Origin of the sequence: Actinospica robiniae DSM 44927, from assembly GCF_000504285.1 — a bacterium.
GTDB lineage: Bacteria > Actinomycetota > Actinomycetes > Streptomycetales > Catenulisporaceae > Actinospica > Actinospica robiniae.
Genome location: NZ_KI632511.1, coordinates 3466204 through 3492351 on the forward strand (window position 1 = coordinate 3466204; position 26148 = coordinate 3492351).

The 26148-nt window shown below is 70.6% G+C and carries 19 protein-coding genes; 7 read left to right on the forward strand and 12 right to left on the reverse strand.

Annotation, left to right across the window (positions count from 1 at the left end; all coding sequences use genetic code 11):
* Window positions 1-130: 130 nt before the first annotated feature.
* Window positions 131-907 carry a phytanoyl-CoA dioxygenase family protein gene (locus ACTRO_RS14730; RefSeq protein WP_034263629.1) on the reverse strand — a complete coding sequence of 259 codons (777 nt, stop codon included), beginning with the start codon at window positions 905-907 and terminating at the stop codon, window positions 131-133.
* Window positions 908-1034: 127 nt separating this feature from the next.
* Between ACTRO_RS14730 and ACTRO_RS14735 the strand changes: the two genes are divergently transcribed.
* Together ACTRO_RS14735 and ACTRO_RS14740 are read left to right on the forward strand one after the other, a co-directional pair.
* Window positions 1035-1922 carry a TIGR02452 family protein gene (locus tag ACTRO_RS14735; RefSeq protein WP_051450848.1) on the forward strand — a complete coding sequence of 296 codons (888 nt, stop codon included), beginning with the start codon at window positions 1035-1037 and terminating at the stop codon, window positions 1920-1922.
* The gene (locus tag ACTRO_RS14740) at window positions 1907-3274 is read left to right on the forward strand and encodes a serine hydrolase domain-containing protein (RefSeq protein ID WP_034263630.1); all 1368 of its coding nucleotides are present in this window, start codon (window positions 1907-1909) and stop codon (window positions 3272-3274) included. Before ACTRO_RS14735 ends, ACTRO_RS14740 begins: the two co-directional genes overlap by 16 nt.
* 26 nt (window positions 3275-3300) lie before the next feature.
* Here ACTRO_RS14740 and ACTRO_RS14745 read toward each other — a convergent pair whose 3' ends face one another.
* The 9 genes from ACTRO_RS14745 to kdpF form a co-directional block, all read right to left on the reverse strand.
* Window positions 3301-5073, reverse strand: coding sequence for an ABC transporter permease (locus ACTRO_RS14745; RefSeq protein ID WP_034263631.1), 1773 nt, complete (start codon window positions 5071-5073; stop codon window positions 3301-3303).
* Between the two features lie 2 nt (window positions 5074-5075).
* Window positions 5076-5792 (reverse strand): ABC transporter ATP-binding protein, encoded by a 717-nt coding sequence (locus tag ACTRO_RS14750; RefSeq protein WP_051452392.1) that lies wholly within the window; start codon window positions 5790-5792, stop codon window positions 5076-5078.
* 101 nt (window positions 5793-5893) lie between these two features.
* Window positions 5894-6442, reverse strand: coding sequence for a PadR family transcriptional regulator (locus ACTRO_RS14755; protein WP_034263632.1), 549 nt, complete (start codon window positions 6440-6442; stop codon window positions 5894-5896).
* 94 nt (window positions 6443-6536) lie between these two features.
* Window positions 6537-7244 carry a response regulator gene (locus tag ACTRO_RS14760; RefSeq protein WP_034263633.1) on the reverse strand — a complete coding sequence of 236 codons (708 nt, stop codon included), beginning with the start codon at window positions 7242-7244 and terminating at the stop codon, window positions 6537-6539.
* Window positions 7241-9817 (reverse strand): ATP-binding protein, encoded by a 2577-nt coding sequence (locus ACTRO_RS14765; protein ID WP_034263634.1) that lies wholly within the window; start codon window positions 9815-9817, stop codon window positions 7241-7243. Before ACTRO_RS14765 ends, ACTRO_RS14760 begins: the two co-directional genes overlap by 4 nt.
* 103 nt (window positions 9818-9920) lie before the next feature.
* Window positions 9921-10673, reverse strand: coding sequence for a potassium-transporting ATPase subunit C (locus ACTRO_RS14770; protein WP_063628003.1), 753 nt, complete (start codon window positions 10671-10673; stop codon window positions 9921-9923).
* Between the two features lie 6 nt (window positions 10674-10679).
* On the reverse strand, window positions 10680-12764 hold the full coding sequence (kdpB, locus tag ACTRO_RS14775; protein ID WP_051450850.1) for a potassium-transporting ATPase subunit KdpB: 2085 nt from the start codon (window positions 12762-12764) through the stop codon (window positions 10680-10682).
* A complete protein-coding gene (gene kdpA / locus ACTRO_RS14780; RefSeq protein WP_051450851.1) occupies window positions 12765-14429 on the reverse strand; it encodes a potassium-transporting ATPase subunit KdpA in 1665 nt (554 codons plus the stop codon). It abuts the gene before it with no gap.
* Between the two features lies 1 nt (window position 14430).
* Complete coding sequence (gene kdpF / locus ACTRO_RS44880; RefSeq protein ID WP_034263635.1) at window positions 14431-14520, reverse strand: K(+)-transporting ATPase subunit F; 90 nt, start codon at window positions 14518-14520, stop codon at window positions 14431-14433.
* A 414-nt stretch (window positions 14521-14934) separates the two neighbouring features.
* On the opposite strand from kdpF, the gene ACTRO_RS14790 reads away from it, so the two are divergent.
* From ACTRO_RS14790 to ACTRO_RS14800, 3 genes are all read left to right on the forward strand, one after another.
* Entirely contained in the window at window positions 14935-15501 is a 567-nt protein-coding gene (locus ACTRO_RS14790) for a universal stress protein (RefSeq protein WP_051450852.1), read from the forward strand.
* 145 nt (window positions 15502-15646) lie between these two features.
* Window positions 15647-16456, forward strand: a complete 810-nt coding sequence (locus ACTRO_RS14795) for an alpha/beta hydrolase (RefSeq protein ID WP_034263636.1) — start codon at window positions 15647-15649, stop codon at window positions 16454-16456.
* Window positions 16453-17259 carry an SDR family NAD(P)-dependent oxidoreductase gene (locus ACTRO_RS14800; RefSeq protein WP_034263637.1) on the forward strand — a complete coding sequence of 269 codons (807 nt, stop codon included), beginning with the start codon at window positions 16453-16455 and terminating at the stop codon, window positions 17257-17259. Before ACTRO_RS14795 ends, ACTRO_RS14800 begins: the two co-directional genes overlap by 4 nt.
* Before the next feature lie 1542 nt (window positions 17260-18801).
* On the opposite strand, the gene ACTRO_RS14805 is transcribed toward ACTRO_RS14800, so the two are convergent.
* Both ACTRO_RS14805 and ACTRO_RS14810 read right to left on the reverse strand, forming a co-directional pair.
* On the reverse strand, window positions 18802-21600 hold the full coding sequence (locus ACTRO_RS14805) for a LuxR C-terminal-related transcriptional regulator (protein WP_051450853.1): 2799 nt from the start codon (window positions 21598-21600) through the stop codon (window positions 18802-18804).
* 85 nt (window positions 21601-21685) lie between these two features.
* Entirely contained in the window at window positions 21686-24400 is a 2715-nt protein-coding gene (locus ACTRO_RS14810) for an ATP-binding protein (RefSeq protein ID WP_034263638.1), read from the reverse strand.
* 283 nt (window positions 24401-24683) lie between these two features.
* Here ACTRO_RS14810 and ACTRO_RS48075 point away from each other — a divergent pair, with 283 nt between their 5' ends.
* Window positions 24684-25517 (forward strand): lysozyme family protein, encoded by an 834-nt coding sequence (locus tag ACTRO_RS48075; protein ID WP_169739900.1) that lies wholly within the window; start codon window positions 24684-24686, stop codon window positions 25515-25517.
* A 16-nt stretch (window positions 25518-25533) separates the two neighbouring features.
* Window positions 25534-26118: a suppressor of fused domain protein gene (locus ACTRO_RS14820; RefSeq protein WP_034263639.1), complete on the forward strand. Its 585-nt coding sequence runs from the start codon at window positions 25534-25536 to the stop codon at window positions 26116-26118.
* The last annotated feature ends 30 nt before the right edge of the window (window positions 26119-26148 follow it).

Sequence of the window (26148 nt, forward strand, 5' to 3'; positions counted from 1 at the left end):
CTACGCTAGGGAAGCGCCCGCCGCACCGACATCCGGCCACCCGGCGTCTCGGTGGTGGCGCTAGATGCACCCCGGGTACGGGGGAAGGCCCCCGTATGTGCGTCCGGTCGCAGCCCGAGGGCAGATGACGTCAGCGCTGGGCGGCGTCGGGGGCGATCATCTCGGTGAGCATCATCCGCGGCTGGCTGGAACGATTGGGTGCAGCCGCGTGGAAGGTGTCGCTGTGCATGATGACGACGTCGCCCGGTTGCCCGGTCAGCTCTACGACGCGCAGGGGCACGCCGTCCACGGTGGTCTCGTTGCCCAGGTAGCGCTGGATGCGCTCGTCAGGGTTACCCGGGCCGCTAGGTGCCCAGAGTTCGCGCAGCCATGGATGCTCGGTGAGCGCTGTGCGTACCGCTCCCATGCGGAACGACTTGCCGTCGTCGAGGTACCGCGCCACCAGGCGGTGCGAGCCGCTGAGCACGAGCGTGCCACCGCCGCTGGCCGGCACTTCGCCAAGGAACGCGAAGTACTGCACGGGCCGCGGCTTGGCTGAGGCGGGCATGAAGTCGAAGTGCCATCCAGCTGCGGGCAGCTCCCATCGGCCGCTGCCGGGGAACGTCACGAGCGGCCGGCCCCACCATCGGGGACGCACCCACCCGTCGGCGCCGAACAGGGCGTCGAGCGCGGTGCAGAGGGCCTGGCTGCCGACGGCGTGGAAGGCGCCTGAGTGCGTGACGGGCTGGAAGCCGGTCGGAGCCGCGACGCGCCACGTCGTGGGGGCGTCGCGGTCGATCACGTCTCGCTCGGCGAGGAACTCCCACAGCCGCTCGCGCATCGCCTCGGCAGCGGCGGGTGGGAAGGCGCCGGGAAGCCGCAGCAGGCCGGTGGTACGGAACTCGTCCGCCTGATCTTCCGTCACCATGCAGCCGCTCCTCTCCGAACCAGCCTATCGCCGCCCTGGTTGAGCTTTAATCGGTTTCCTCGGACCTGCCCTCCGCCCTATCGTCACTCTTGGCTTATCGTCACTGTGACGAATATGGGGGGACTCGATGAGCAAGTACAAGGGCATCGCCGATGCCAACGAGGAGATCATCGCGGCGGGCCGGTACACGGCGCCGAGCGGCGCGATCGTGGAGCTCGACCGCGCACTGGCGGCCGCGTGCGCCGGCACCGTCTCCTACGCACCGGATGGCCTGGACCGGCTGCTCGCCGATGCCAAAGCCGATGCCGTAGCCGGATCCGAGCCGACGCAGGTCGAGGTTACCCACGATTCGAGCATGACCGCTGCGTGGCGGCTACACCAAGAGGGCGCGGGTCGCGTCGCGGTGCTGAACTTCGCCTCGGCGCGCAACGCCGGCGGCGGCTACCTCGGCGGCGCACGGGCGCAGGAGGAGGATCTGTGCCGAGTATCAGCGCTCTACACGACACTTCGTCAGGCTCCTGACTACTACGCCGCGCATCGGGCTTCGAAGGACCCTGCCTACAGCCACCGCGTCATCTATTCGCCCGACGTCCCGGTGTACCGCGACGTGCGATACCGGCTGCTCGAGGCGCCGTACCAGGTGTCGTTCCTGACCAGCCCGGCTCCGAACGCCGGAGTCATCGCCCGCGACCGAACGGCCGGGAGCACCGCCGTCGCCGAACTGCTTGCGGCGCGAGCCGCGCGCGTTCTGGCCGTGGCCGCCCACCACGGCCACCGTTCGCTCGTCCTCGGAGCGTGGGGCTGCGGCGTCTTCCGCAACGATCCGGCCCACGTCGCAGCCGCCTTCCAGCGGAACCTGGCCCCCGGCGGCGCCTTCGCGGGCACGTTCGAGCGGATCGTGTTCGCCATCCTGGACAAAACGGCGGGCCAGCCGAACCTGGCGGCGTTTCGCACCGCCTTCGGTCCGGCTGCAACACAGGGCCCTGTTACGGTAGAGCCATGTCGATCGAGGTGACACGGGAAGCAGCCGAGTGGGTGGTGGGCGCTCTGAGCGGGCGGGCCGCGCCGGAGGAGATCGCCACGAGGTTCTCGCCGCGGCTGGCTGCGCGCGGCGAGATGGCGCGGATCTTCGCCGGTGGCAAGCGGTTCGCGGCGTTTCGGGAGCACGGCGGCGAGGTCGACGACGTCTCCGCGCTGGGCCGGTGGTCGGTCCGCGCGACCGTGCGCACCGGCGCCGACCTGTGGGAGCTCGACGTCGCGGTCGATCCGGAGTCCCCGCACCTGATCCGGAGCTTCGAGCCGCGGATGGCCGCGCCGGACGCGGTCGCGTGGACGACGATCGCGGACGGCCTGCGTGGGCAGGACCGGATGGAGTCCGAGCTGCCCGCGGACGCCGCGCGCCGCGTCCACGCGCGTCTGACCCAGGCTGTGGACGCGAGCCACATCGTCGGACTGGTGGCCGGATTGGCCGTCGACGGCGCCCTAGTGCACGCCTCGTATCTGGGTGTGTCAGACCTCGCATCCATGGGCCGGCTGGACCTGCACTCCGTGTTCGGCGTCGGATCGGTGGCCAAGGCCGTGACCGCGTTGGGCGTGCTGCACCTGGCCGAGCAGGGCCTCGTGGAGCTCGACGCACCGATCCAGTCCTACGTGAAAACGCCGACACTGACCCGCGCAGACCCCGAGGACCCGGCACCGACCGTGGCCCAGCTGCTGGTGCACCGCGGCGGCCTGGCCAAGTCCCTGGGCCGTCGGCTGCCGCCCGGTTCGGCGTCGCTCGGCGAAGCAGTCCCGCAAATCCCGCTGGCTTGGTCTCCGGGAGCGCGCGCGGAGTACTCCAACACCGGCTACCTGCTGCTCGGCGAACTCATCCAGACTGTCGCCGGCGAGCCCTACGCAGAGTTCTGCTCCCGGGAGGTCCTGGCCCGATTCGGCCTGTCAGACGCCGGATGGGGCGCATCCGCCACCGTGACGGGCCACCAGGTCGTGGCCGCGATGGTCGACGCCGTCGCACCCGAAGGGGCGGAGCTTCCCGGATCCGGCGGCATGACGGCCAGCGCCGCGGACCTGCTCACCCTGACCCGTCACTACGCCTCGGCGGACGACCCGCTGATCCAGAGCGCGCTGTCGCTGACCACGCAGGCCGGCCCCGGCGTCCGCTTCGGGGCCGGGATCGCTCTGCTGGACCGCGCCGAGGGCACGATGCTCTGGCGCGGCGGCGCCACCAGCGGCTTCAACTGCGAGATCCTGGCCGCGCTCGACGGCAGCGCCGGCGTCGTGATTCTGGCGTCCAAGTCGCCGCCCGAAGGCCTGAAGGAAGTGGCCTCCGAGCTGGCCGCCGAACTGCGTCGAGACCGGTCGTCGTAGCCGACGTGGCTTCTGCTGAACGCGCGTCATGCGGGCTCCGCGTCGAGCACGCGGCCGGCGGGGCTGCGGGTGTGCAGCCACGTTGGCAGGGCGGTCAGCGCGCCGACCGCCGCCAGGATGACGAGCCCGGCGGTCAGCAGCCATGCCGGCGGCGGGGTGACGGAGTCGCCGAAGAGCCGGTACAGCCCGAGCCCGGCCGGGATGCCCGCCGTCACCGCCGGTATGGCCGGCAGGAGCTGGGCGACGCAGAGTGCTGAGACGGTCTGACCGGGGGTGGCGCCCAAGGTCCGGGCGATGGTCAGGGTACTCCTGGCCTGGATGGCGCTGCTCCAGCCGAGCAGCACGGTGTTGAGCGCGGAAAGCGCCACCAGCATGAGGGTGACGGCGAGCAGGACCCGGTCGGTCTGGTCGTTGCGCACTTGGATGGGGCCGAAACGCACTGCGGCGGGGGCGTTGTCCTGATCGGCGTGATAGGTGAGCAGCGCGGTCACCATGACGGTGGTGGCGGCCGTGCCGGCGCAGGTCAGGGCTGCGCGTCCGGGTCGGCCGGCGAGTAGCCGGATGCCGAGCAGCAGCGATGTCGGGAGGAACGCCGTCACGGCGTTCAGGTGCGGGTGGAAGGTGGGTGCGTGGGCCGGGTCGGCCAGCGCGCGGACGGCCGCGGTACGGGCCGTGCGTAAGACCGGGCCGAGGGTGCCGATCAGGGCAATCACAACGGCGACGAAGACGGCTGCCCAGACGGTGTTCGAGTCCGGCGGCCCTACGGTGTCGAGCAGCCCGGCGCTGGGATCGACGAGGCGCGGCGCAGCGAGCGTTCCAGCGGTCAGTCCGAGCGCGGTGGCCACGACGGTCAGCAACAGGTATTGCGTCAGCTGGACGGCGATCACGGTCTGCGGCCCGGCTCCGACCGCCTTGAGCAGCGCGGCACGCCGGTTGTCGCGGGCCGCGCGGGCGGTGGCCGATCCGGCGAGCGTGACGATCGCGGCGATGGCGAGCAGCCAGCCGCCGACGACCAGGGTGGGCCGGGTGAACTCGATGATGGCCGTGTCCGTCTTCAGGACATTCGGCCAATAGTGGAAGTCGAGCCAGGTGTCCGTCTTGATCGCCAGGACGGCCGCGGAACGGCCGAATCCCTGGGCTGCGGCCGGATCGGACAGCTTCAGGTCGATCAGGTAGAGGCTGGTCGCATCGCCCACCGCCGCATGGGCGTCGGCGGTGGTGAGCCAGATGATGCCGCCGGCGTCGCCGGGTCCGATCTGCGCCGGATCGCTCCACGGATACACCGCGACGGCCGTGCTGATCGCGAGCCCGACGACCGGGTAGCTGCGCCCGCTCACGGTGATCCGATCACCGACGCGCACACCGAGCGCCTGCGCGAAGCCGCGCTCGACGACCGCGCCGCCGGGACGCACCCAGCCGCCGGAGGTCACCAACGGCTGGTCGACGGCAGACGGCGCGGCATCGCGCCCCTCGACCGCGGAGTGCGCGGGACGACCGTGCGCCACGATGGTGGTGTCGAAGGCGAAGAACGGGCCGCCGAGCGCGGCGACACCGGACACGCGGGCCAGGCGCGAGGCGATGCCGACGGGATCCGGGTCCGTGGTCGTGGCCATCACGTCGGGTCCTGCGGTGGCCGCGCGGGTCTTGACGTACCCGGTCGAGACCGCGTCGGTGGTCGCGGTGCCCAGGGCCAGGGTGGCGGTGGCGAGGGTGACGGCGAACACGAACATGACCGCCTCGCCGGGACCGCGGCGCAGATCGCTCCAGATCAGACGCCACATCAGCAGCAGACGTCCCACGATCAACCGTCCCAGCCCAGCAGCACGCCGAATCCCGTACCGCCGCCGACGCCGTCCAGGCGCGGGTCGATGCGTATGTCGTCGGCCAGCATCCCGTCGCGCAAGGAGACGACGCGATCCGCTGTGGCGGCGACGCGCTCGTCATGAGTGACCATCACCAGCGTCTGGCCGGCGGCGCGCAACTCGTCGAAGAGCCGGAGGATCTCGAGGGTGGCCGCGCTGTCGAGGTTCCCGGTCGGTTCGTCGGCCAAGACCACCAACGGCTCGTTGACGAGGGCTCGGGCGATGGCGACGCGCTGGCGCTGGCCGCCGGAGAGCTCCGCGGGCTGATGCCGGGTCCGTTCGGCGAGGCCGACCCGGGCAAGCAGGTCCTCGGCACGTTCGCGGGCGCTGCGCGGCGAAGCGCCGGCGAGCAGGGCGGGCAGCTCGACGTTCTGCGCCGCGCTGAGTTCAGGCATCAGGTGGTAGGCCTGGAAGACGAAGCCGACCGCGCGGCGCCGCAACCTGGCCAGCGCCCGCTCACTGAGTCGGTCCACCCGCTGCCCGCCGAGCCACACTTCGCCCTCGGTGGGACGGTCGAGACCGCCGAGCAGCTGCAGCAGGGTCGACTTGCCGCAGCCGCTGGGCCCGGTCACCGCGAGGGTCTGTCCGGCGGGGATCTCGAGGTCGACCCCGTCGACGGCCCGCACCAGGGTCTCGTCCTGCCCGTACGTACGCATCAGCCCGACCGCGCGGAGCACCGGCCCGCCGGCCTCGCCCCGCCGGTGCGCGTGCGCGGTCCGGCGCCGCGGCCGGTCCGCGGTCCGTCGGCCGACTCCGCTCATCCCTCATCTCCCCTGTCTCTGCCGCGCGCGGACCGGGCGGCGGACCAGGTCCGCTCGCATGCCTCCAGCCAGCGCAGATCGGCCTGCATCCGGAGCGCGATACCCTCCAGGAGCAGGCCGGCCTGTGTGTTCGTGTCCTGATGAATGGCGGCGCGCTGGGCTTCGGCGAGTGCGCGTATCAGCTCCCGCCGACGCCCGTCGATGAGCGTGAGCGGGTCGGCGAGGCCTGACACGGCGGCGGCCACCAGCTTCAGGTGGACCTCCGCCACCTCCGCCCTGAGTCCGACGCTCTCGGCCATCCACGCGACCGCCCGCTCCTGCCCGGCCGCGGTCAGCGCGTACACCTTGCGTTGCGGGCCGCGCACCGACTCGTCCCCGCGTTCCTGGACGACCAGCCCGGCCTTCTCCAGCCGGGCGAGCGTCACGTAGATCTGGCCCGCGTTCAGGCCCTCGCCCAACGGCCCGAGCGCCGCGGCCAGCCGCCGGCGCAGGTCATAACCGTGCGACGGCTCCTTGGCGAGCAGCGCCAACACCACATCCTGCACCGACCGCCTCCTCGACGACCCCTAATAGATAGCGGTTATCTAATAGGTCGTCAACCCGTGGCCGTCGCCTCCGGTACCGCCCACGCTGAGGAACTCAGGGCGCGAAGCGGTAGCCCATCCCCGACTCGGTGAGCAGCTGGCGCGGGTGGGAGGGTTCCGGCTCGAGCTTCTGGCGCAGCTTCGCCATGTAGAACCGCAGGTAGTTCGTCTCCGACTTGTACGCCGGGCCCCAGACCTGCTGGAGCAGCTGCTTGCCGGAGACGAGGCGGCCGGGGTTGCGCACGAGGACTTCGAGCACGGCCCATTCGGTCTTGGTCAGGTGCACCGACTCGGGGGCGTCCGCCGGGGCGTCGGAGCGCTTGGTGACGGTCTTCGCGGCGAGGTCGACGCTGAAGTGGCCGATCAGCACGGTCGGCTCGGTGGCGCGCGCGGCGGCGTCGGCTTCGGAGCGGCGTTGAAGGGCCCTGAGTCGCGCCATGAGCTCGTCCATGGAGAAGGGCTTGGTGACGTAGTCGTCGGCGCCGGCGTCGAGGGCGTCGACCTTGTCGGCGGCGTCGGTGCGGCCGGACAGGACGAGGATCGGGATCTTCGTCCAGCCGCGCAGGCCGGCGATGACTTCCGTGCCGTCCATGTCGGGCAGGCCGAGGTCGAGGATGACGAGGTCGGGCAGATGCCGCGAGGCGACTTCCAGGGCTTCGGCGCCGTCGGCGGCTACCACGACCTCGTATCCGCGGGCTGAGAGATTGATCCGCAGGGCGCGCAGCAGCTGCGGCTCGTCGTCGACCACCAGAACCCTGATCATCGGGTGACCTCCTCGGTCCGGGCCGGCAGCGTGAGCACCATGGTGAGCCCGCCGCCGGGTGTCTCCTCGGGCAGCAGGGTGCCGCCCATCGCTTCGGCCAGGCCGCGGGAGAGCGCGAGCCCGAGGCCGACGCCGACGGTGTTGTCGCGGTCGCCGAGGCGTTGGAAGGGCCGGAAGAGCAGGTCCCAGTCGGCCTCGGGAATGCCGGGGCCGCGGTCGATGATGCGCACTTCCACGCGGTCGCCGAGGGCTGAGACGGTGATCGTGACCGGCGAGTCGGTATGGCGCACGGCGTTGCCGATCAGGTTCGCGATGACGCGTTCGAGCAGCGGCGCGTCCACGAGCACCTCGGGGATGCCGGGCTCGGGCGGCTCGAGCAGGACGCGGTGGGCGGCTTCGGGCACGTCGTCGATGGCACGCGGGACGATGTCCTCCGCGGCGGCCGGTTCGAGCCGCGGTTTGAGGGCACCGGCTTGGAGCCGGGACATGTCCAGCAGGTTTTCGACCAGGCCGATGAGCTTGTCGAGGGATTCCTCCGCGGCCTCGAAGAGTTCGGCGCGGTCGTCCGCGGGCAGCTCGAGTTCGGGGTCGCGCAGGGTGCTGATCGAGGCCTTGGCCGCGGCCAGCGGGGTGCGCAGGTCGTGCGAGACCGCGGCGAGCAGCGCGGTGCGCATCTTGTCGGCAGCGGCCAGGGTCTGGGCGGAGGCGGCTTCGCGGGCGAGGCGGCGGCGCTCCATCGCAGCCGTGGCCTGTGCGGCGAACGCGGCGAGCACGCGCTGGTCGGCGGCGGGCAGAGTGCGTCCGCGCAGGGCGAGCACTGCGCCCGGGCCGGCGTCGATCACGGTGTCGGCGCCGCCCGGACTGAGCGCCGGGTCGCTGCCGGTGGAGGCGACCAAAGTCCAGCGCGTCGGGTCGTCGATCTCGTCGGGCAGACGCGGATTGCCCGGGTCCTTGCGTTGCAGCAGGCTGACGCTGGCCATGGTGAAGGTCTCACGGAAGCGTTCGAGCAGGGCGGCGATCGCCTCGTCGCCGCGCAGCACCGCGACGGCGAAGGCGTTGAGGGTCTCGGCCTCGGCCGAGGATCTGGCCGCACTGCGGGTCTGGCGGATCGCGAGGTTCACCACGGACGCGACGGTCAGCCCGACGATGATGAACACGACCAGGGCGATCGCGTTGTTGGCTTCGGCGATGGTGATCGAGTGGACCGGCGGGATGAAGTAGTAGTTGAGCAGCAGCGAGCTCCAGATCGCCGCCACGCACGCGGAGAACATCCCGCCGAGCCGGGAGATCGCGACGGTGAGGGTGAGGAAGAGCAGGATGTCGGTGGTCAGGTTGAACCCGAGGTCCTCGCTCACGCTGGTCAGCAGCAGGGCGAGCAGCGGCGGCGCGACGAGCCCGGCCGCGATGCCGCGCCACCGCCCGCCAGAGCCCCAGGCCGCCTGCCGCAGCGGGTTCGGCGGCAGCCACCAGCGGCGGCGACGGTGTCCGGGCCGCGCGTCGTGGGTGACCATGTGCACGTCGATGTCGCCGGAGTACATGGTCGTCGTCTCGCCGATGCCGCGGCCGGTCAGGAAGCGGTTGACCCGGCTGCGCCGCGAGGTGCCGAGCACGAGCTGCGTGGCGTTCTTGGCCTGGGCGAACTCGCTCAACGCGCGTGGGACGTCGTCGCCGATGATCGAGTGGTAGCTGCCGCCGAGGGATTCGACCAGGTGGCGCTGCGCGGCCAGGGCCGTCGGGCTTGTGCCCCCGGCCAGCCCGTCCGAGCGGGCGATGTGCACGGCGATCAGTTCGCCGCCGGCCGCGCGAGCCGCGATCCGGGCGGCACGGCGGATGAGCATGTCCCCGGATTCGTCTCCCGGCAGGGCGATCACGACGCGTTCGCGTGCTTCCCAGATCCGGTCGATGTTGTGCTCTTCGCGGTAGCGCTGCAGCACCTCGTCCACGCGGTCGGCGACCCAGAGCAGCGCCAGTTCGCGCAGCGCGGTGAGGTTCCCGACGCGGAAGTAGTTGCCGAGCGCCGCGTCGATCTTCTCGGCGGCGTAGACGTTTCCGTGCGCGAGTCGGCGCCGCAGCGACTCCGGCGACATGTCCACGAGCTCGATCTGATCGGCCGAACGGACGACCTCGTCCGGCACGGTCTCGCGCTGCGGCACGCCGGTGATGCGCTGGACCACGTCGTTGAGGGACTCGAGGTGCTGGACGTTGACGGTCGAGATCACCTCGATGCCGGCGTCGAGCAGGTCCTGGATGTCCTGCCACCGCTTCTCGTGCCGCCCGCCCGGCACGTTGCTGTGCGGCAACTCGTCGACCAGCGCGACCTGGGGACGGCGCGCGAGGACCGCATCGAGGTCCATCTCGGGGAAATCCACGCCCCGGTACTCGCGATGGGAGCGCGGGATCAGCTCGAGGCCGTCGGCCATCTTCGCCGTCGCGGCGCGCCCGTGGGTCTCGACGTAGGCGAGCACCACGTCCGCGCCGCGCTCGGCCCGCCGATGACCCTCTTCGAGCATCTTGTAGGTCTTGCCCACGCCCGGCGCCGCGCCGAGATAGACCCTGAGCTTGGCTCGTTGCATCGTGCGATCAACCGTCCTTGCCGGCCGTGCTTGCCAAAGAAACGGGTCCTTCCCGGCCGCCGTAGCCGGGCGGCCGGGAAGGGGGTGATGACGTCGTGCGACTTCAGGAAGTGACGCCCGTCGCGAACGCCGTCGTGCTGGTGTCGGTGCTCGGGTACTTCTGGTCGAGGGCGATGTTGAGGGTGGTGGTGTTCACGGCCGGCTCGCCGAGGATGCCGATGTCGCGGCCTGAGGTGTTCGCGGCGATCAGGGTCTTGACCTGGGCGACCGAGAGTCCTCGGGTGGCGGCGATGCGGGCGGCCTGCTGGTCGGCGTTCTGCGGGGTGATGTAGGGCTCGACGTCGGAGCCGGACTCGGTGACCGCGTCCGTAGCGACCTGTGAAGCGGTGACGGTGGCGCCGCCGACGGAGTCGAACGCGGCCATGTTCGTGCGCATGGCGGTAATCAGCGTGGTCAGGGTGTCGCTGTTCGGGCCGAGGTTGTTGCTGCCGGATGCGGTGTAGGTGCAGCCGTCGGCGAGTTGGATGGTGAAGCCGCCGGCCGTCGAGTCGACGGCGAAGGTGGGGCGGGGCTGGAAGTACTTGTTGATCGGGTCGGCGTAGCCGGTGACCCCGTCCTTCTTGTTCAGCGCGGTCTCGGCGGCGGACGGGCTGACGAACGTCTGGCACAGCAGCTTGGAGCCGATGACCTGGCTCTTGCTGTTCGTGATGAGCGAGCCGTTCGCCTGGTTGTGGAACGCCGCCTGCCCGATCCCGGTCATCACGAGGGGGTAGATGATGCCGAGGATGACGGTGAGGACGATCATCGCGCGGATGGCTGCGAGGTGGCGCAGCACCGGTCCTGGAAGTCTGGACATGAGTGCTTACCGTCCCATTCCGGGGAGCAGGTGGATGACGAGGTCGAGCAGCTTGATCCCGGCGAACGGGATGATCAGGCCGCCGGCGCCGTAGATCCACAGGTTGCGGCGGAGCAGCGCCGAGGCGGAGGACGGGGTGTAGCGCACTCCGCGCAGCGCCAGCGGGATCAGCGCGACGATGATCAGGGCGTTGAACACGATCGCGGAGGTGATCGCGGAGGCGGGGCTGTAGAGGTGCAGGATGTTGAGCTTGGACAGGCCCGGGAAGACGCCCGCGAACATCGCCGGGAGCATCGCGAAGTACTTCGCGACGTCGTTGGCGATCGAGAACGTGGTGAGCGCCCCGCGGGTGATCAGCAGCTGCTTGCCGATCTCGACGATCTCGATGAGCTTGGTCGGGTTGGAGTCGAGGTCGACCATGTTCCCGGCCTCTTTGGCGGCCGAGGTGCCGGAGTTCATCGCGACGCCGACGTCGGCCTGGGCGAGGGCGGGGGCGTCGTTGGTGCCGTCGCCGGTCATCGCGACGAGCTTGCCGCCCTCCTGCTCCTTGCGGATCAGGGCGAGCTTGTCCTCCGGGGTGGCCTCGGCCAGGAAGTCGTCGACCCCGGCCTCCTCCGCGATGGCCTTGGCCGTCAGCGGGTTGTCCCCGGTGATCATGACGGTCTTGATGCCCATCTTGCGCAGTTCGGCGAAGCGCTCCTTTATCCCGTCCTTGACCACGTCCTTGAGGTGGATCACGCCGAGGACGCGGGCCTCGGAACCCTGCACCTGGGCGACCACCAGGGGTGTGCCGCCGGCCGCGGAGATCGCGTCGACGCTCTGGCCGACCTTCGGGTCGGAGTGCCCGCCGGCGTCGCGGACCCAGTCGCGCACCGCGTTGGCGGCGCCCTTGCGGATCCGGGTGCCGTCGGGCAGGTCCACCCCGGACATGCGGGTCTGGGCGGTGAACTCAATGAAGGTCGCGTCGTGCACCTCGCGCCCGCGCAGCCCGTAGCGCTCCTTGGCGAGCACGACGATCGAGCGGCCCTCGGGGGTCTCGTCGGCGAGTGAGGAGAGCTGGGCGGCGTCGGCGAGCTCGTCGATCGAGACGCCGTCGGCGGGCACGAACTCGCTCGCCTGCCGGTTGCCGAGGGTGATGGTGCCGGTCTTGTCGAGCAGCAGGGTGTTGACGTCGCCGGCGGCTTCGACCGCGCGCCCGGACATCGCGAGCACGTTGCGCTGCACGAGCCGGTCCATGCCCGCGATGCCGATCGCCGAGAGGAGGGCGCCGATCGTGGTCGGGATGAGGGCGACCGTGAGCGCGACCAGGATGACCAGGGACTGCGGGGCGCCGGCGAAGAACGCGAACGGCTGCAGGGTGACCACGGCGAGCAGGAAGACGACCGTGAGCGAGGCGAGCAGGACGTTGAGGGCGAGCTCGTTCGGCGTCTTCTGCCGCGCCGCGCCCTCGACGAGTGCGATCATCCGGTCGATGAACGTCTCGCCCGGCTTCGTCGTGATCTTCACGACGATCTCGTCGGACAGGACCCGGGTGCCGCCGGTCACCGCAGACCGGTCGCCGCCGGACTCGCGGATCACGGGAGCGGACTCTCCGGTGATCGCCGACTCGTCCACCGAGGCGACGCCCTCGACGACGTCGCCGTCGCCGGGGATGATCTGGCCGGCGGTGACGACCACGTAGTCGCCGAGCTTGAGTTCGGTCGCCGAGATCTGCGTCTCCGCGCCCTTCACGCCCGGCTGCCACGAGGCGATGCGCCGCGCGGTGGTCGAGGTCTTGGTCTTGCGCAGCGTCGCGGCCTGGGCCTTACCCCGGCCCTCGGCCACGGCCTCGGCGAGGTTCGCGAACAGGACCGTGAGCCACAGCCACACGGTGATGGTCCAGGCGAAGATCGAGGGGTGCTCGATCGCGGAGAAGGTCGTGAGCATCGACCCGATCTCCACGACGAACATGACCGGGTTCTTCAGCTGCACCCGCGGGTCGAACTTGCGCAGCGCGTCCGGCAGCGACGTGTAGAGCATCTTCGGGTCGAGCAGGCCCCCGCCCATCCGGCTGGTGTCCTTGACCGCGTCAGAAGGAGTGATGGCAGACATTTACTTCAGTCCCTCCGCCAGCGGGCCCAGGGCCAGCGCCGGGAAGTAGGTCAGACCGACGACGATGAAGATCACGCCGGTGAGCAGGCCCGCGAACAGCGGCGTGTGGGTCTTGAGCGTGCCGACCGAGGCCGGGGTGTGCTTCTGCTTGGCCAGCGAGCCGGCCAGGGCCAGCACGAAGATCATCGGCAGGAAGCGCCCGAGCAGCATCGCGAGACCGCCCATGGTGTTGTAGAAATCGGTGTTGCCGGTCAGGCCGGCGAAGGCCGATCCGTTGTTGTTCGACATCGAGGTGAAGGCGTAGAGCACCTCGGAGAAGCCGTGCGGCCCCGAGTTGTTCATCGAGTTGCGCGCCGTCGTCGTGGCCATGGCGATGCCGGTGAACGCGAGCGCGACCGACGGGGTGGCCAGGATGTAGAGGGCCGCGTACTTCATCTCGGCCGGGCGGATCTTCTTGCCCAGGTACTCGGGCGTGCGCCCGACCATCAGGCCCGCGACGAACACCGTCACGATCGCCAGGATCAGCATGCCGTACAGACCCGAACCGGTTCCGCCGGGCGCGATCTCGCCGAGCATCATGTTGAATATCGCCGTGCCGCCGCCGAGCGCCGTGTACGAGTCGTGCATCGAGTTCACGGCGCCGGTCGAGGTCAGGGTGCTGGTCGTGGCGAACAGGGTGCTGCCCGGCACGCCGAGGCGCACCTCCTTGCCGTTCATCGACGACCCGGCCACCGCCAGCGCGCTGCCCCAGTGCCGCTCCTCGGCCCAGGTCATGAACCCGGCGGAGGCGACCCAGATGATCCCCATCACCGACAGGATCACGTAGCCCTGCTTGTGCGAGCCGACCATCTTGCCGAAGGTGCGCGGCAGCGAGAACGCGATCATCAGCATGAGGTAGACCTCGAGCCAGTTCGTGAACCCGTTGGGGTTCTCGAACGGGTGCGCCGAGTTCGCGTTGAAGATCCCGCCGCCGTTGGTACCGAGCAGCTTGATGACCTCCTGCGACCCGGTAGCCCCCGTATACAGGCTCTGCGACCCGCCGGTGACGGTGTTCACCGTGGTCAGGTGGTTCGACAGCTCCTGCGGCAGGCCCGCGGCGATCAGCACGAGGCCGAGCACGACCGAGATCGGCAGCAGCAGGCGCAGGTTGAGCCGGGTCAGATCCACCCAGAAGTTGCCCAGACGGTCGGTCTTCGTGCGCACGAACCCGCGGATGAGGGCCGCCACGATGCAGATGCCGACAGCGGCGGAGACGAAGTTCTGCACCGCGAGGCCCAGGAACTGCGCGGTGTAGCCGAGGGTCGACTCACCGACGTAGTTCTGCCAGTTGGTGTTGGCGACGAAGGAGGCCGCGGTGTTGTAGGCGAGGTCCGCCTGCATCGGCGGCATCCCCAGCGACATCATCAGATGATCCTGGATGCGCAGGATCAGGTAGAGCAGCAGCATGCCGACCACGGAGATCGCCAGCACCGAGCGGATGTAGACCGGCCAGGTCTGATCCGCCTCGGGGTCGACGCCCATCAGTCGGTACAGGCCCTTCTCCACCCGCCAGTGCTTCGGCGAGGTGAGGATGTGGGCCATGTAGTCGCCCAGCGGACGGTAGGTCACCGCCAGGGCGAAAACGAGCAGGCCGGCTTGCAGCCAGCCGGATGTGGCCACGGACACTTCAGAACCTTTCCGGCTTGACCAGCGCGATGATCAGATACACGCTCAGCGCGATCGCGGCGACAAGGCCGATGATGTTGTCAGCGCTCAAGACGCTCGACCCCCTTGACGATCAAGGCGAACACGGCGAAGGTCGCGACGGTCAGTACGACGAAGATGACGTCGCCCATCTCGGGCTCCTAGGACTCGACGGTTTGGTTTGGCGGGCCGGGTTGTGCGCGGAGGCTTGCTGGTTCGCCGCGTACACCGGTCACCAGGAATGGAACAGCAGCGACGCGCCGAAACGGGGCCCGCATACGCGCCTCTAACAGCCGCCGTGCATATCTCCACACCCGGCTTACGGGCCGAGACGCTTCCGTGATCTCCACGGCACGCCTCGTACCTTTTGTCAAGATCTGGCCCAGTATGTCGGTGGGTGTGGGAGGCCCGTCGAGAGCGCGCCGAAACGCGTTGAGTTCCCGTGAGCAAGCCGCCGATCTCCCCCGGGATGTGCTCTGCTGGGCGGATGGCGTCGAAAATCATCGGACGCGTCATCGTCGGAGTCGACGGATCTCCCGGCAGCCTCGAGGCCCTGCGCTACGCGCTCGGCCAGGCCCGCCGCCTCGAGGCCGTCCTCATGCCCGTGCTCGCCTGGGATCCCCCCGGCGGCCAGGTCGCCGCCCGACGCGCGCCGTCCCCTCAGTACCACCGCATTCTGCGCGAATGCGCCGAGGCCGCCTTGCGGCAGGCCTTCGACCAGGGCCTCGGCGGGGTGCCGGACGACGTCGCGGCCGAGGGCTTGGTGATCATGGGCGCCGCCGGGGCGGCATTGGTGCAGACCGCGGACCGGGGCAACGACCTGCTCGTCATCGGCGCGGGCCGCCGGGGATCGCTGAGCCACCCCTTCCGCGCGAACACCGCCCGCTACTGCCTCGCTCACGCGGTCTGCCCGGTCATCGCCGTTCCGCCGCCGCGGCTGCAGGCGGCCCTGCCGGCGCGGATGCGCCGGCGTCGCGAGATCGGACACCTGCTCCACGAGCTGGCCAACGCCGATCCGGCCGCGCTGCCGCTGAGCTCTGGCAAGGACCTTTAGTACCGGGGTCGGATCCCAGCAGACACTGGGGTCTTTCCCCGGTTCGAAGGCGCGGGGGTCGGTGGTGTGCTGGCGGCGGCGACCCTTCTCGAAGGGTTGCGCCCCGCTCCCCCAACCTCCCCCCGCCCAGAAAGGCCGAACGGCCATGACCGAGCCGACCCCCGTTCTGTTCATCCACGGCCTCTGGCTGCACAGCGCCTCCTGGCAGCCGTGGATCGACCTGTTCCGCCACGAGGGCTACGACCCGTCCGCGCCCGGCTGGCCCGGCGACCCGGAGAGCGTCGAGGAGGCGCGGCAGAACCCGGAGAGCATCGCCGACCACGGCATCGACGACGTCGTGGAGCACTACGCCGAGGTCATCCGCAAGATGGAGGCGCGACCGATCCTGGTCGGCCACTCCTTCGGCGGGATGATCGCCCAGAAGCTGCTGGGCCAGGACCTGGCCGTGGCCGCCGTGGCCATCGACGCGGCGCAGATCAAGGGGGTTCTGCCGGTGCCGCTGTCCGCGCTGCGCTCGACCCTCCCGGTGTTCAAGAACCCGGCGAACCGGCACCGCGCGGTGTCGCTGACCGCCGAGCAGTTCCGCTTCGCCTTCGGCAACGCCCTGAGCGAGGAGGAGTCCGACGCGCTGTTCGAGCAGTGGACGATGCCCGCGCCGGGCAAGCCGCTGTTCGAGGCCGCCGCGGCGAACTTCAACCCGCATTCGCCGGCCAAGGTCGACACCGCGAACTCCGGGCGCGGGCCGCTGCTGCTGATCTCCGGCGGCATGGACAACACCGTGCCCGAGACCGTCACCCGGGCCACGCTCAAGCAGTACCGGCACTCCGACGCCGTCACCGAGTTCATGACCTTCCCCAACCGCGGGCACTCGCTGACCATCGACGGCGGCTGGCGCGAGGTCGCGGACCAGACGCTGGCCTGGCTGCGGCGGCAGGATCTGGACGCCGCCCGATGACCGCACCCGCCTTCGACCTCGGCCTGACCGGTCAGCGCGCGGTGGTCACCGGCGCCGGCCGGGGCATCGGCCTGGCGATCACCGAGGGCCTGCTCGCGGCCGGCGCGCTCGTCGTGGCCGGGACGAAGAAGCGCACCGAAGCGCTCGACGACCTGATCGAGCAGGGCGCCGAGCTGAGCGTCCTAGAGCTCGACCTGGCCACTCCGGACGGCCCGGGCACCCTCGTGAACGCCGCGGCCGAACAGCTCGGCGGACTCGACGTCCTGGTGAACAACGTCGGCGCGGTGCGCCCGCGGGTCGACGGCTTCCTGGCCACCACCGACGCGGACTGGGATTGGACCTTCACGATCAACGTGATGGCCGCCGTCCGGGCCACCCGGAGCGCGCTGCCGCACCTGCTCGAAGCCGGGGACGGCCGGATCGTCACAGTCTCGTCGGTCAACGCACGTCTGCCCGACCCGCTGGTGATCGACTACAGCGCGGCCAAGGGCGCCCTGTCGAACTTCTGCAAGGCACTGTCCAAGCAGGTGGGACCGCAGGGCGTGCGCGTCAACTGCGTCAGCCCCGGGCCGGTGGAGACGCCACTATGGCAGGGCTCTGACGGCGTGGCGGCGACGGTGGGCGCCCGTCTCGGCGTCGACCCGGGCACGGTCGCGGCCACCGCTGCTGCCGCGGCCGCCACCGGGCGCTTCACCTCGCCCGCCGAAGTGGCCGATCTGGTGCTGTTCCTGGCCAGCCGGCGTTCGGGCAACATCACCGGCGCCGACTACCTCATCGACGGCGGCATGACCGACGTCCTGTGATTTCGGGGCATGCCAGGACATGCTGGATCGTGCCTGGGCCCGGCCCTCGGCTATTGCCCAACACGAGCTGATGATCGGCTGGCTGCTGGTGAGGCTGTGGTGGCTTGCCAGGTTGAGGCGGCTGTCGGGGTGGGGGCGGCCGCTTCGCGTCGCCCCGTTTCGTCTGTCCGCCCGCCCACCCGTTGCGTAGCGGGGCGGGCTGGGGTTTCAAGCTATTCGCCTCCGGCGCGGGCCCTTCCCTCGGAGAGAGATGCCGGAGTCTGTGGGCTGCTGGGGTGGTCGGGCGGGCTGGGGTCCGGGATGGTGAGGTTGCGGGGGCGTGCTCTCTCCTCGGTCGGTCCCCGGAGGCAATCAGGAACCTGCCGGGCGGTCAAGCGGCGGTGGTTTCCGTTGGTGGCGGATCTTGCATCGCGCCGCTTGACCGCCCGGCAGAACCCTGATCGGGCTTCGCCTGCCCGACCGAGGAGAGAGCACACCCCCTGAGGTCCGGTGCGAGCTGCGCTCGGGCCGAGTCCCATCCCGTGGCCCGGCCGCGCTCGATCCGGAAGAATCCTGCATCACCTTGATCCGACCGTCCCGATGCTCGATCCGCGCGAAGGCTTCGGTGCTCGGTCGCACCTGAAGTGAAATCCTGCACGGCGCTGGTACGTCGACCCCGAACCCAGACCTCGCGGCAGAACCCTGCACGCCGGCCGTGCTCGATCCGGAAGGATTCTGCATCGCCGTGATCCGGCCATCCCGGCTCTCGATCCGCGCGCAGGCGTCGGTGCTCCGGTCGTGCCTGCCGTCGAATTCTGCATCGCCCCGGTCGGATCCGCCCGGTGCTCACGCACTGCACGGGATCGCGCGGCCCGGTCGCACGCCGAGGGGAATTCCTGCACCGTTTTCAGCCGTACCCCTGACGCCATCTGACCAGCCACCCCGTCCACACTCCGTCACAAGCCCCGACAACCCCTGTACTCTTCCATGCTAGACGCCACCACCGACAAAAGCCGCGCATCCGGCTATTGCCGGAAAAGAAAAATATGGGAGATTTCCGGGCACTCGGGCGCGCTCCCCGGCGTTGAAAGAATAGCGAAGAAGAAGCGGCCCAGAACGGCGATGCAGGATTCTTCCGCATCGAGCGCGACCGGGCCACGGGCCGGGACTCGGCCCGAGCGCAGCTCGCACCACTCCCCCAGGGGGTGGGCTCTCTCCTCGGTCGGGCAGGCGAAGCCCGATCAGGGTTCTGCCGGGAGGTCAAGCGGCGCGCTGCAGGATTCACCACCAACGGAAACCTCCGCCGCTTGACCTCCCGGCAGGTTCCTGATTGCCTCCGGGGACCGACCGAGGAGAGAGCACACCCCCGCAACCCCACCATCCCAAACAACAGCCCGCCCCACCAACCACACCACCCCACAAACCCCGGCATCTCTCTCCGAGGGAAGGGCCCGCGCCGGAGGCGAGATCTTGAAACCGCAGCCAGCCGATCATCAACTCGCAGTAGTGCTCTGACCGCACTGGTTCGCCGATGCAACCCGGTGAACCTATGTGGTTGGCACGCTAGGCGGAGGGCGCCGGACCGTCTACGGCTTCCAGCGCGGCGGCGATCCGCCTTCGCGAGGTGATGCCCAGCTTGCGGAACACCTTGTTCAGGTGGAACTCGACGGTAGAGGTCGTGATGAACAGCCGTGAGGCGATCTCGGCGTTGGTGAGTCCTGATACCGCCAGCAGCGCCACCTGCCGTTCCTGCGGCGTGAGGTCGGATCCGGCGCCTGGGACGCGTCGGCGCGCGGTCTCGCCGGTCGCGAGCAGCTCGGTCCGAGCGCGTTCGGCGAACAGCGACGCACCCCAGGCGTCGAAGGACTCGTATGCGGACCGCAGTTGCGTCCTGGCCTCAACGCGCCGTCGGCGCCGGCGCAGCCATTCCCCGAACAGCAGACGTGACCGGGCCTGTTCCGCTGCCAGCGGAACCTTGGCGAAAAGATCAATCGACTCCTGATACCAGGCCTCTGCGTCATCCCCCTCGTCCATCAGCGCCCGGCATCGGGCCAGCATGCCCAATGCCCAAGGCGTTCCTGCCGATTGCGCGCGCTCCTCAAGCCGGGTGAGCGCGCGCGCCGCGGTATGCCGGTCGCCCGCACGCACAGCGGCTTCGACGAGAAGCGGCAGCATGAGGTTGCCCTGCGACGGCGCGTCCTCCTCGTAAGCGAGGAGCGCGTGGCGCTTCGCTTCGCCGTAACGCCCCAGGCCCAGATCGAGAATGCAGAGCGCTTGTAGCGCCAGCTGGCGAAGCATGCCCAAGCCGTAGGTGTCGGCGACGGCGTCCATCGTGGCGACGGTGGCGCGCACCTCGGCTTCGCGGCCCATCCAGGCGTATAGCAGACCTTTGTTGAGATCTCCTTGAACCGTCAGGCCGATGGCCCTGGCGTAGTCGTCCGCCTCGGCGTACAGCGCTTCGGCCGCGTTCAGCCGGCCGTTCCAGATCTGCGTGTAGGCGAAGTCGGACACGCAGAGGCTGAGGTCGTAGAGGGCCCCCTGGCTGCGATTCACGGCTGCCAGACGGCTGATGATCTCGATGTTCGCGTCGATGTCCCACACGTCGGTCGCGGCGAGGCTCACCAGGACGCAGAACGGGGTGGCCCGATCGTGCAGTTCGGGCGAGGCTCGCAGTCCTGCCAGGGCCGCCTGGATGCTCGACACGCTGCGCTCGTACCCGTGAGCCGCGCGGACGGCCAGGGCTTCGATCAGCGGGTCCGGACTCCAGGCCGGAGCGTCCGGATCGCGCGGGGCGGCGGTCACGGCGTCGGCGACCTCTGCCAGGGTCGTGCGATACATCGGGTCCCGCGCGATGACGGCGGCGTGTACGGCTTCGTAGAGCAGCTCCCACGTCATCCGGATGTCGGCGTCGCCGAGCTCTGCCACGGCGTCGAGCATCATGGCGGCGACGCGGTCGCTGCGGGTGTTGAAGAGTTCTGCCGAAGCCCGGATCCGCAGCGCGCGGGCGCGGGCCGCCGGACGGTTCAGGGCGGGCGCGGCCAGATCGAGCAGGGGTTGCACCGCGGCGTGGTCGCCGGAGGCCAGATGAGCCTCGGCCGCGGCGAGGTAGCGTCCGGCGCGCTCGGTCGGCTCGGTGGTCAGCTCGGCCGCCTTGGACAGGAACAACGCCTGCGCCGAATATCCGCCCCTGGCCCGGGCCCAGTCCGAAGCCGCGTCCAGGTCCGCGGCCGCCGCGTCGTCGGCGCCGAGCGCCGCCGCGGCCCGATGCCAGGCCCGCCGGTCCGGCATCCGGGTCGGATCAGTGGCCGTCGCGAGCGCGGCGTGGATCCGGCGCCGCTCGTCGCCGGAAGCCGCCGCGTACACCGACGACCGGATGAGCGGGTGGCGGAACCCGGGGGCGGCCGCGCGGTCCAGCACCCCGGCCTCGACGGCCGCCGCGGCGGCCCGGGCCGACAGGCCAAGCACACCCGCGGCGTGCCAGATCACCGTGGGATCGTCGGTCGGTGCCGCGGCGATGAGCAGCAAAAGGGTCCGGGTGTCCGGCGGCAGCGCGGCGACCGCCTGTTGGAAGTGCGCCTCCAGCAGCCTGCTGACCGGCAACGGGTCGGGCATCGGCACGACGCCGGCCAACTGCTCCGCGTTCAGCTGGGCGCCCAGTTCGATCAGCGCCAGCGGGTTGCCCCCGGTGCCGGCCACGATCCGGTCCGCGACCGCCGCGTCCAGGTGGCCGGGGGTGGCGAGGGCCAGCAGTTCCCTGGCGTCGGCGACGGGCAGGCCGTCGACACGTAGGGAGGTCATCGCGTCGAACAGGCCGCGGGCCTCGATGCCGGTTCTGGCAGCGAAGATCAGGCCCAGCGAGTCGGCCTGGAGCCGGCGGGCCACGAAGGCCAAGGTCTCGGCCGACTCCCGATCGAGCCAGTGCACGTCGTCGATGAGGCACAGCAACGGCAGCTCCAAGGCCACCCCGGACAGCAACGTCAAAGTCGCGAGACCGACGAGGTGCCGGTCCAGCGGCGCCGCGTCCGCGAGGCCGAACGCGGTGTTGAGCGCGTCGCGCTGCCGCGGGGGAAGCCGGTCGATCCGGTGCAGGTGCGGACGTAGCAGCCGGTGTAACGCGCCGTATCCCAAGGGCTGCTCGGCTTCGACCCCCACCAGCCTCGTCAGCTCGACTTGCGCGGCCCGGGCCTGTGCCGCCGCGTAATCGAGCAGCCGGGTCTTGCCGATCCCGGCCTCCCCGACGAAGACCAAGGCGCCGCCGAGCCCGTCCCGCATCGCTTCGAGCAGCCCTGCGATCGCCTCGCGTTCGGCGAAGCGGCCGAGCAGCGGATCCGCCGTTGCCTCCCGAGCCCCGCGCCACTCCATGGCATAACCCCTGTCATCGCCGCCCTGACCTGGTCAGAACGCTAGTGCGCGGGGCCGGTGCCTTCGAGCGTCAGATGACGGTGGGCTAACGCAATGCGCCGACCACCTTGTGCAGTTCGGCGCGGGAGACGACGCCGAGTTTCGGGAAGATCCGGTGCAGGTGCGAGCTGACGGTCCGGTGCGAGAGGTAGAGCCGCTGGCCGATCTCGCGGTTGGTCAGACCTTCGGCGGCCAGTTGGACGATCTGCAGTTCGTGCGCGGTCAGCTGGTCGCGGGCATCGGGATCGCGGCCGCGGCTGGTCTCGCCTGCGGCTCGCAGTTCCCTGCGAGCCTTCTCGCCCCAGGGGATCGCACCGAGCGCATCGAACATGTCGCGGGCGGCGCGCAGATGGTCCCGCGACTCGACGCTGCGACGGCGTCGGCGCAACCACTCCCCGAAGGCCAGGTGTGTACGAGCTCTGATGAGCGGCAGGGCGGTGAGGTCGGCGTTCAGTGCTTCCTGGAACAGCGGCTCCGCAGCGTCATCGGCCGCAACCAGGGCTCGGGCCAGGCGCAGGTCGGCGTGCAGCACCGGCGCCGGCGTCACCTCGGCAACCTCCTCGAGCTGCGCGATCACCGGCAGCACCGCCGCCGCGCGTCCGCAGTGCGTCGCGGCGTCGACCAGATCGCCGAGAGTCGTGAGCCGCAACGCGATCTGGAACGCCGGATCCGCCGGGTCGTGCAGCCGCCGGAAGTGGCCGTAGGCCTCCTCGAACCGGCCCTGGCCCAGCGCGGCCAGCCCGCGCGCCATCGCCGCCGTCGCCAATACCGGTCGTGCGCCGACGGGCAGGCCGATCTCCTCGGCCGCCTCGGCCAGCGCCAGGGCTTCGCCCTCCTGGCCGCGCAGCGCCGCGAGTTTCGCGGCGGTGGCCGTCATCAGGCCGTACATCATGATCTGACCGGTCTCCCGGGCCAGCCGCCGGGACTCCTCGGTCGCCGCGATCGCCGCGCCGAGGTCCCCCACGACCAAAGCGCTCCAGGCGTCCGCGCCGACGGTCCGGGCCAGCAGCCCCAGCCGCCCCTGGGCCCGCAGCCCCGCGCCGCCCGCCGCCGAAAAGGCCCGGGCCAGGCCGAAACCGCCGGCCAACAGGGCCGCCGTGCTCAGCATCCGGTAGGCGCGGCCGTCGTCGCCTTCGATCCGGGCGACGTCCCGGGCCCGGTCAAGGACGTACCCGCCGCGCTCGATCGGCGCGGCATAGGCGCAGACGGCCAGGCGCCACGGGTCGACCTCGTCCGGCACGATGCGCTCGACGGCTGCCAGGATCTGGCCGCGCGCCTGCGGACCGGGATCGGACCAGAAGCAGAGCTGGGCCGCGCTCCACAGGATCCGCAGCGCGAGCGCCGGATCCTCGAGGGCTATCTCCTCGGCGAGGGCGGTGAGCGAGAGAGCGCCGGAGGAATGGCTGTAGAGCCCTTCGTCGGCCCCGCCGCGCAGCCAGAAGACCCGGGCGTGCTGCTGGCGGGAGAGCCGCCCGGTCAGCGCCGTGTCCAGGAGACGGTTCACGGTCTCGGCCCGGCCGAGCTCGGCGGCGTACTCGGCGGCCAGCAGCAGGCGCTCGCCTCGCCGGCTTTCGTCCTCGCTGAGCGCGGCGGCCTGTTCCAGCGCCGTCAGCGCCGCCGCGACGCCACCCCGTCGGGCCGCGCGTCGCGCCGCGTCCTGGAGCGCGGTGGCGACGGATTCGTCCGGATCGCCCGTCGCGGCCGCGCGGTGCCGGACCTGACGGTCGGGCTGGTCCTCGAGCGCCGAGGCGAGCGCCGCGTGCGCGGCGCGCCGGACCTGGGCCGACATCGACTGCTGAATCGCCGACCGCATCAGCGGGTGCCCGAAGCGCAGCTCGGTGCCGACGACCTCGACCAGGCGAGCCTGCACGGCCGGGTCCAGATCCGCCGAGCCGACGGCCGATCCGGTGAACGCGCGAGCCGCGCGGTAAAGCTCCGGCAGCGACAGACCGTCGTCGAGTGCTGCGATACGGAGCAGGCTGCGCGTGGCCTCCGGCAGGTGTCCGAGGCGGCCGGTGAAGGCACGTTCAAGCCGCTCGGTGAGCGGGATCTCGGCGAGATGGGGATCGGCCGAGGCACCGAGCGTGCGCGAAAGCTCGGTCAGCGCCAACGGATTCCCGGCCGCGGCGGCCAGCAGCCGTCGGTGCGCACTCGGGCGCAGATGCGGGACCCGGTCCGCGAGCAGAGCCGTCGCCTCGTCGTCGGACAGCGGCTCGAGCTGAAGCATGGTCAGCTCGTCGGGATTCAGGCGCGACCGGTACCCGTCGCGCGCGGCTCCCACGATGACCACCGGTTCGGTGGCCACACGCCTGGCGAGAAACGCGAGGATGCCGACGGTCGCGTCGTCGAGCCACTGGAGGTCGTCCGCGATGACCAGCACCGGGGCTACGGCCGCGGCGTCCGCGATGAGGTCGAGAGCCGCCAGGCCGACCAGGAAGAGGTCCGCGATATCGGCGTCGGCGCGTCCCAGCGCGGCGTCCAACGCCTGCCGGTGCGGCGCCGCCAGGTCGGCCATCCCGGCGGCCAACGGACGCAGCAGCATCTGCAGGCCGGCGTAGGGGATGTCGCTCTCGGCCTCGACGCCGCCGGTGCGCAACACCCGGTACCCGGAGACTTCGGCGAGGACGGCCGCTTCGGCCAGCAGAGCCGTCTTCCCGATCCCGGCCATCCCGCGGACCAGGACCGCGCTGCCCCGGCTCGGCGACTCGGACAGAAGACGGGCCAGAAGATCCAGGTGCCCTTGCCGGCCGACGAGATCCACTGTCCTCCTTCAGCCGGGTCCTCGCCGGCGTGCGCCCACGGCTCAGCGTACTGTGCCGCGCAGAACGGCGGCGAAGGACGCGAGCAAACGCCCTCTGATAGCGTGGGGCTGCAGCCAAGCGGCCGGACCGCACGCCGCGCGCGTCGCCTGCGTCGCTTGGGAACGGACGAGGACGAGGACACAAGCTCGTGAGGGCAGCGGCCGTGCCGATCACCATCACCATCAGTCCGAACGCATGCGGGGACGCGGGCGGCGCGTCGTCCGGCGACTCCCGGCACCGACGATGATCGGGCGAATAGCTTCGTGGTCGGTCGCGGGCCTGATGGCCGGCGGGCTCGCGAGCATGGTCGTCGGGTGCGTGTGGGCGTTCTCGGGAACCACCCCCGTCGACCGGGAGCCTGCCGCCGACTCCAGCTCCACTCCCCTCATCAGCGCCACCGCCACGATCCAGCCGCCGGCCGCGGCGAGCCCGCAGACGGGCTTCTCGGTGCAGGAGCTGGGTTCCGCCTCTCCGGGAACGGCTTCGCAGTCGCCGGCAACAGAATCGGAACTGCTCGCCGACTGGGCCGGCAGGGTCTCCGCAGCTACCGGGATCCCCGCGCGCGCCGTTCAGGGCTACGGATACGCGGAACTCGTGCTGCACAGCGAGAACCCGGACTGTCACCTCGACTGGAACACCCTCGCCGGGATAGGCATGGTCGAATCGGACCACGGCAGATTCGGCGGCGCGGCGCTCGCCGCCGACGGCACCGAGACCAAGGCGGTGATCGGCCCGGCCCTCGACGGCTCCGCCGGCCGCCAGGACCTGCCGGCCACGGACCACGGCCGGCTCACCGGCGACACCACCTACGACCACGCCGTCGGCCCCATGCAGCTGCTCCCCGAAACCTGGTACCAGTTCGCCGATACCGGCACGAACCCGCAGAACATCGACGCCGCCGCGATCGCCGCCGGCCGTTACCTGTGTGCTGACAACCGCGACCTGGCCACCCCCTCCGGCTGGTGGAGCGCGATCCTCTCCTACAACCACTCGGACTCCTACGCGAACCTCGTCTTCCACTACGCCGACACGTACGCGACCGGCCCCCGAACCACGCCGGCATCCAGCGGACCGTGATCACCGCGGGAGAGACGTGACGGCTGAGTCCGCGCCCGCAACTACGCCCGCGTTCGCCGGCTTCCTGCCGCAGGTCGCCGAATATCTCGGGCCCCTGAAGTGGGTCGAGGAACCCACCGCCCACGGCCCGAATCGCGGCTTCGCCGTGCTCTACCTCCGCGCGCAAGGCAGCGAAGTGGGCTCCGCCGTGAGCAGTGGCCTGCGATTCCAGAACGTCAACGCGATCTTCCCGCAGGAACTGTGCTGCAGCCTGCTCACGGAGTACGAGGAAGCAGCCGCCGAGATTATCGTCCGCACCGCGCACATGGTGCTCGAAGGCGGAGCCGGCCTACTCGTTGGCACTATCATTCCCGGGCAACAGCCCTTCGTACCCGGCACCGAGATGGTCGGCGTCATCTGCGCCGAGCATCCATACGTCGACGGGGAATTCAACGTCATACGCGATGTCGCCGGCAAAACCGAGATGCAGATCATTACCATGATCCCCGCCAGCGCGGTCGAGATCGCCCTAGCGACCGCGCGCGGCGCGGATGCCCTGTTCGACCTCTGGGAGGCCAGGGAAACCGACCTGGCAGACCTCGGAAGAAAATCTGTAATCTGACATACACCCGGATGGCCGACCTAGATATTG

What these genes read in the sequence shown, in the direction of transcription:
- ACTRO_RS14730 (WP_034263629.1), bottom strand. Translation starts at nt 907, where the DNA reads ATGGTGACGGAAGATCAGGCGGACGAGTTCCGTACCACCGGCCTGCTG.
- ACTRO_RS14735 (WP_051450848.1), top strand. Translation starts at nt 1,035, where the DNA reads ATGAGCAAGTACAAGGGCATCGCCGATGCCAACGAGGAGATCATCGCG.
- ACTRO_RS14740 (WP_034263630.1), top strand. Translation starts at nt 1,907, where the DNA reads ATGTCGATCGAGGTGACACGGGAAGCAGCCGAGTGGGTGGTGGGCGCT.
- ACTRO_RS14750 (WP_051452392.1), bottom strand. Translation starts at nt 5,792, where the DNA reads ATGCGTACGTACGGGCAGGACGAGACCCTGGTGCGGGCCGTCGACGGG.
- ACTRO_RS14760 (WP_034263633.1), bottom strand. Translation starts at nt 7,244, where the DNA reads ATGATCAGGGTTCTGGTGGTCGACGACGAGCCGCAGCTGCTGCGCGCC.
- ACTRO_RS14765 (WP_034263634.1), bottom strand. Translation starts at nt 9,817, where the DNA reads ATGCAACGAGCCAAGCTCAGGGTCTATCTCGGCGCGGCGCCGGGCGTG.
- ACTRO_RS14770 (WP_063628003.1), bottom strand. Translation starts at nt 10,673, where the DNA reads ATGTCCAGACTTCCAGGACCGGTGCTGCGCCACCTCGCAGCCATCCGC.
- kdpB (WP_051450850.1), bottom strand. Translation starts at nt 12,764, where the DNA reads ATGTCTGCCATCACTCCTTCTGACGCGGTCAAGGACACCAGCCGGATG.
- ACTRO_RS14790 (WP_051450852.1), top strand. Translation starts at nt 14,935, where the DNA reads ATGGCGTCGAAAATCATCGGACGCGTCATCGTCGGAGTCGACGGATCT.
- ACTRO_RS14795 (WP_034263636.1), top strand. Translation starts at nt 15,647, where the DNA reads ATGACCGAGCCGACCCCCGTTCTGTTCATCCACGGCCTCTGGCTGCAC.
- ACTRO_RS14800 (WP_034263637.1), top strand. Translation starts at nt 16,453, where the DNA reads ATGACCGCACCCGCCTTCGACCTCGGCCTGACCGGTCAGCGCGCGGTG.
- ACTRO_RS14805 (WP_051450853.1), bottom strand. Translation starts at nt 21,600, where the DNA reads ATGGAGTGGCGCGGGGCTCGGGAGGCAACGGCGGATCCGCTGCTCGGC.
- ACTRO_RS48075 (WP_169739900.1), top strand. Translation starts at nt 24,684, where the DNA reads ATGATCGGGCGAATAGCTTCGTGGTCGGTCGCGGGCCTGATGGCCGGC.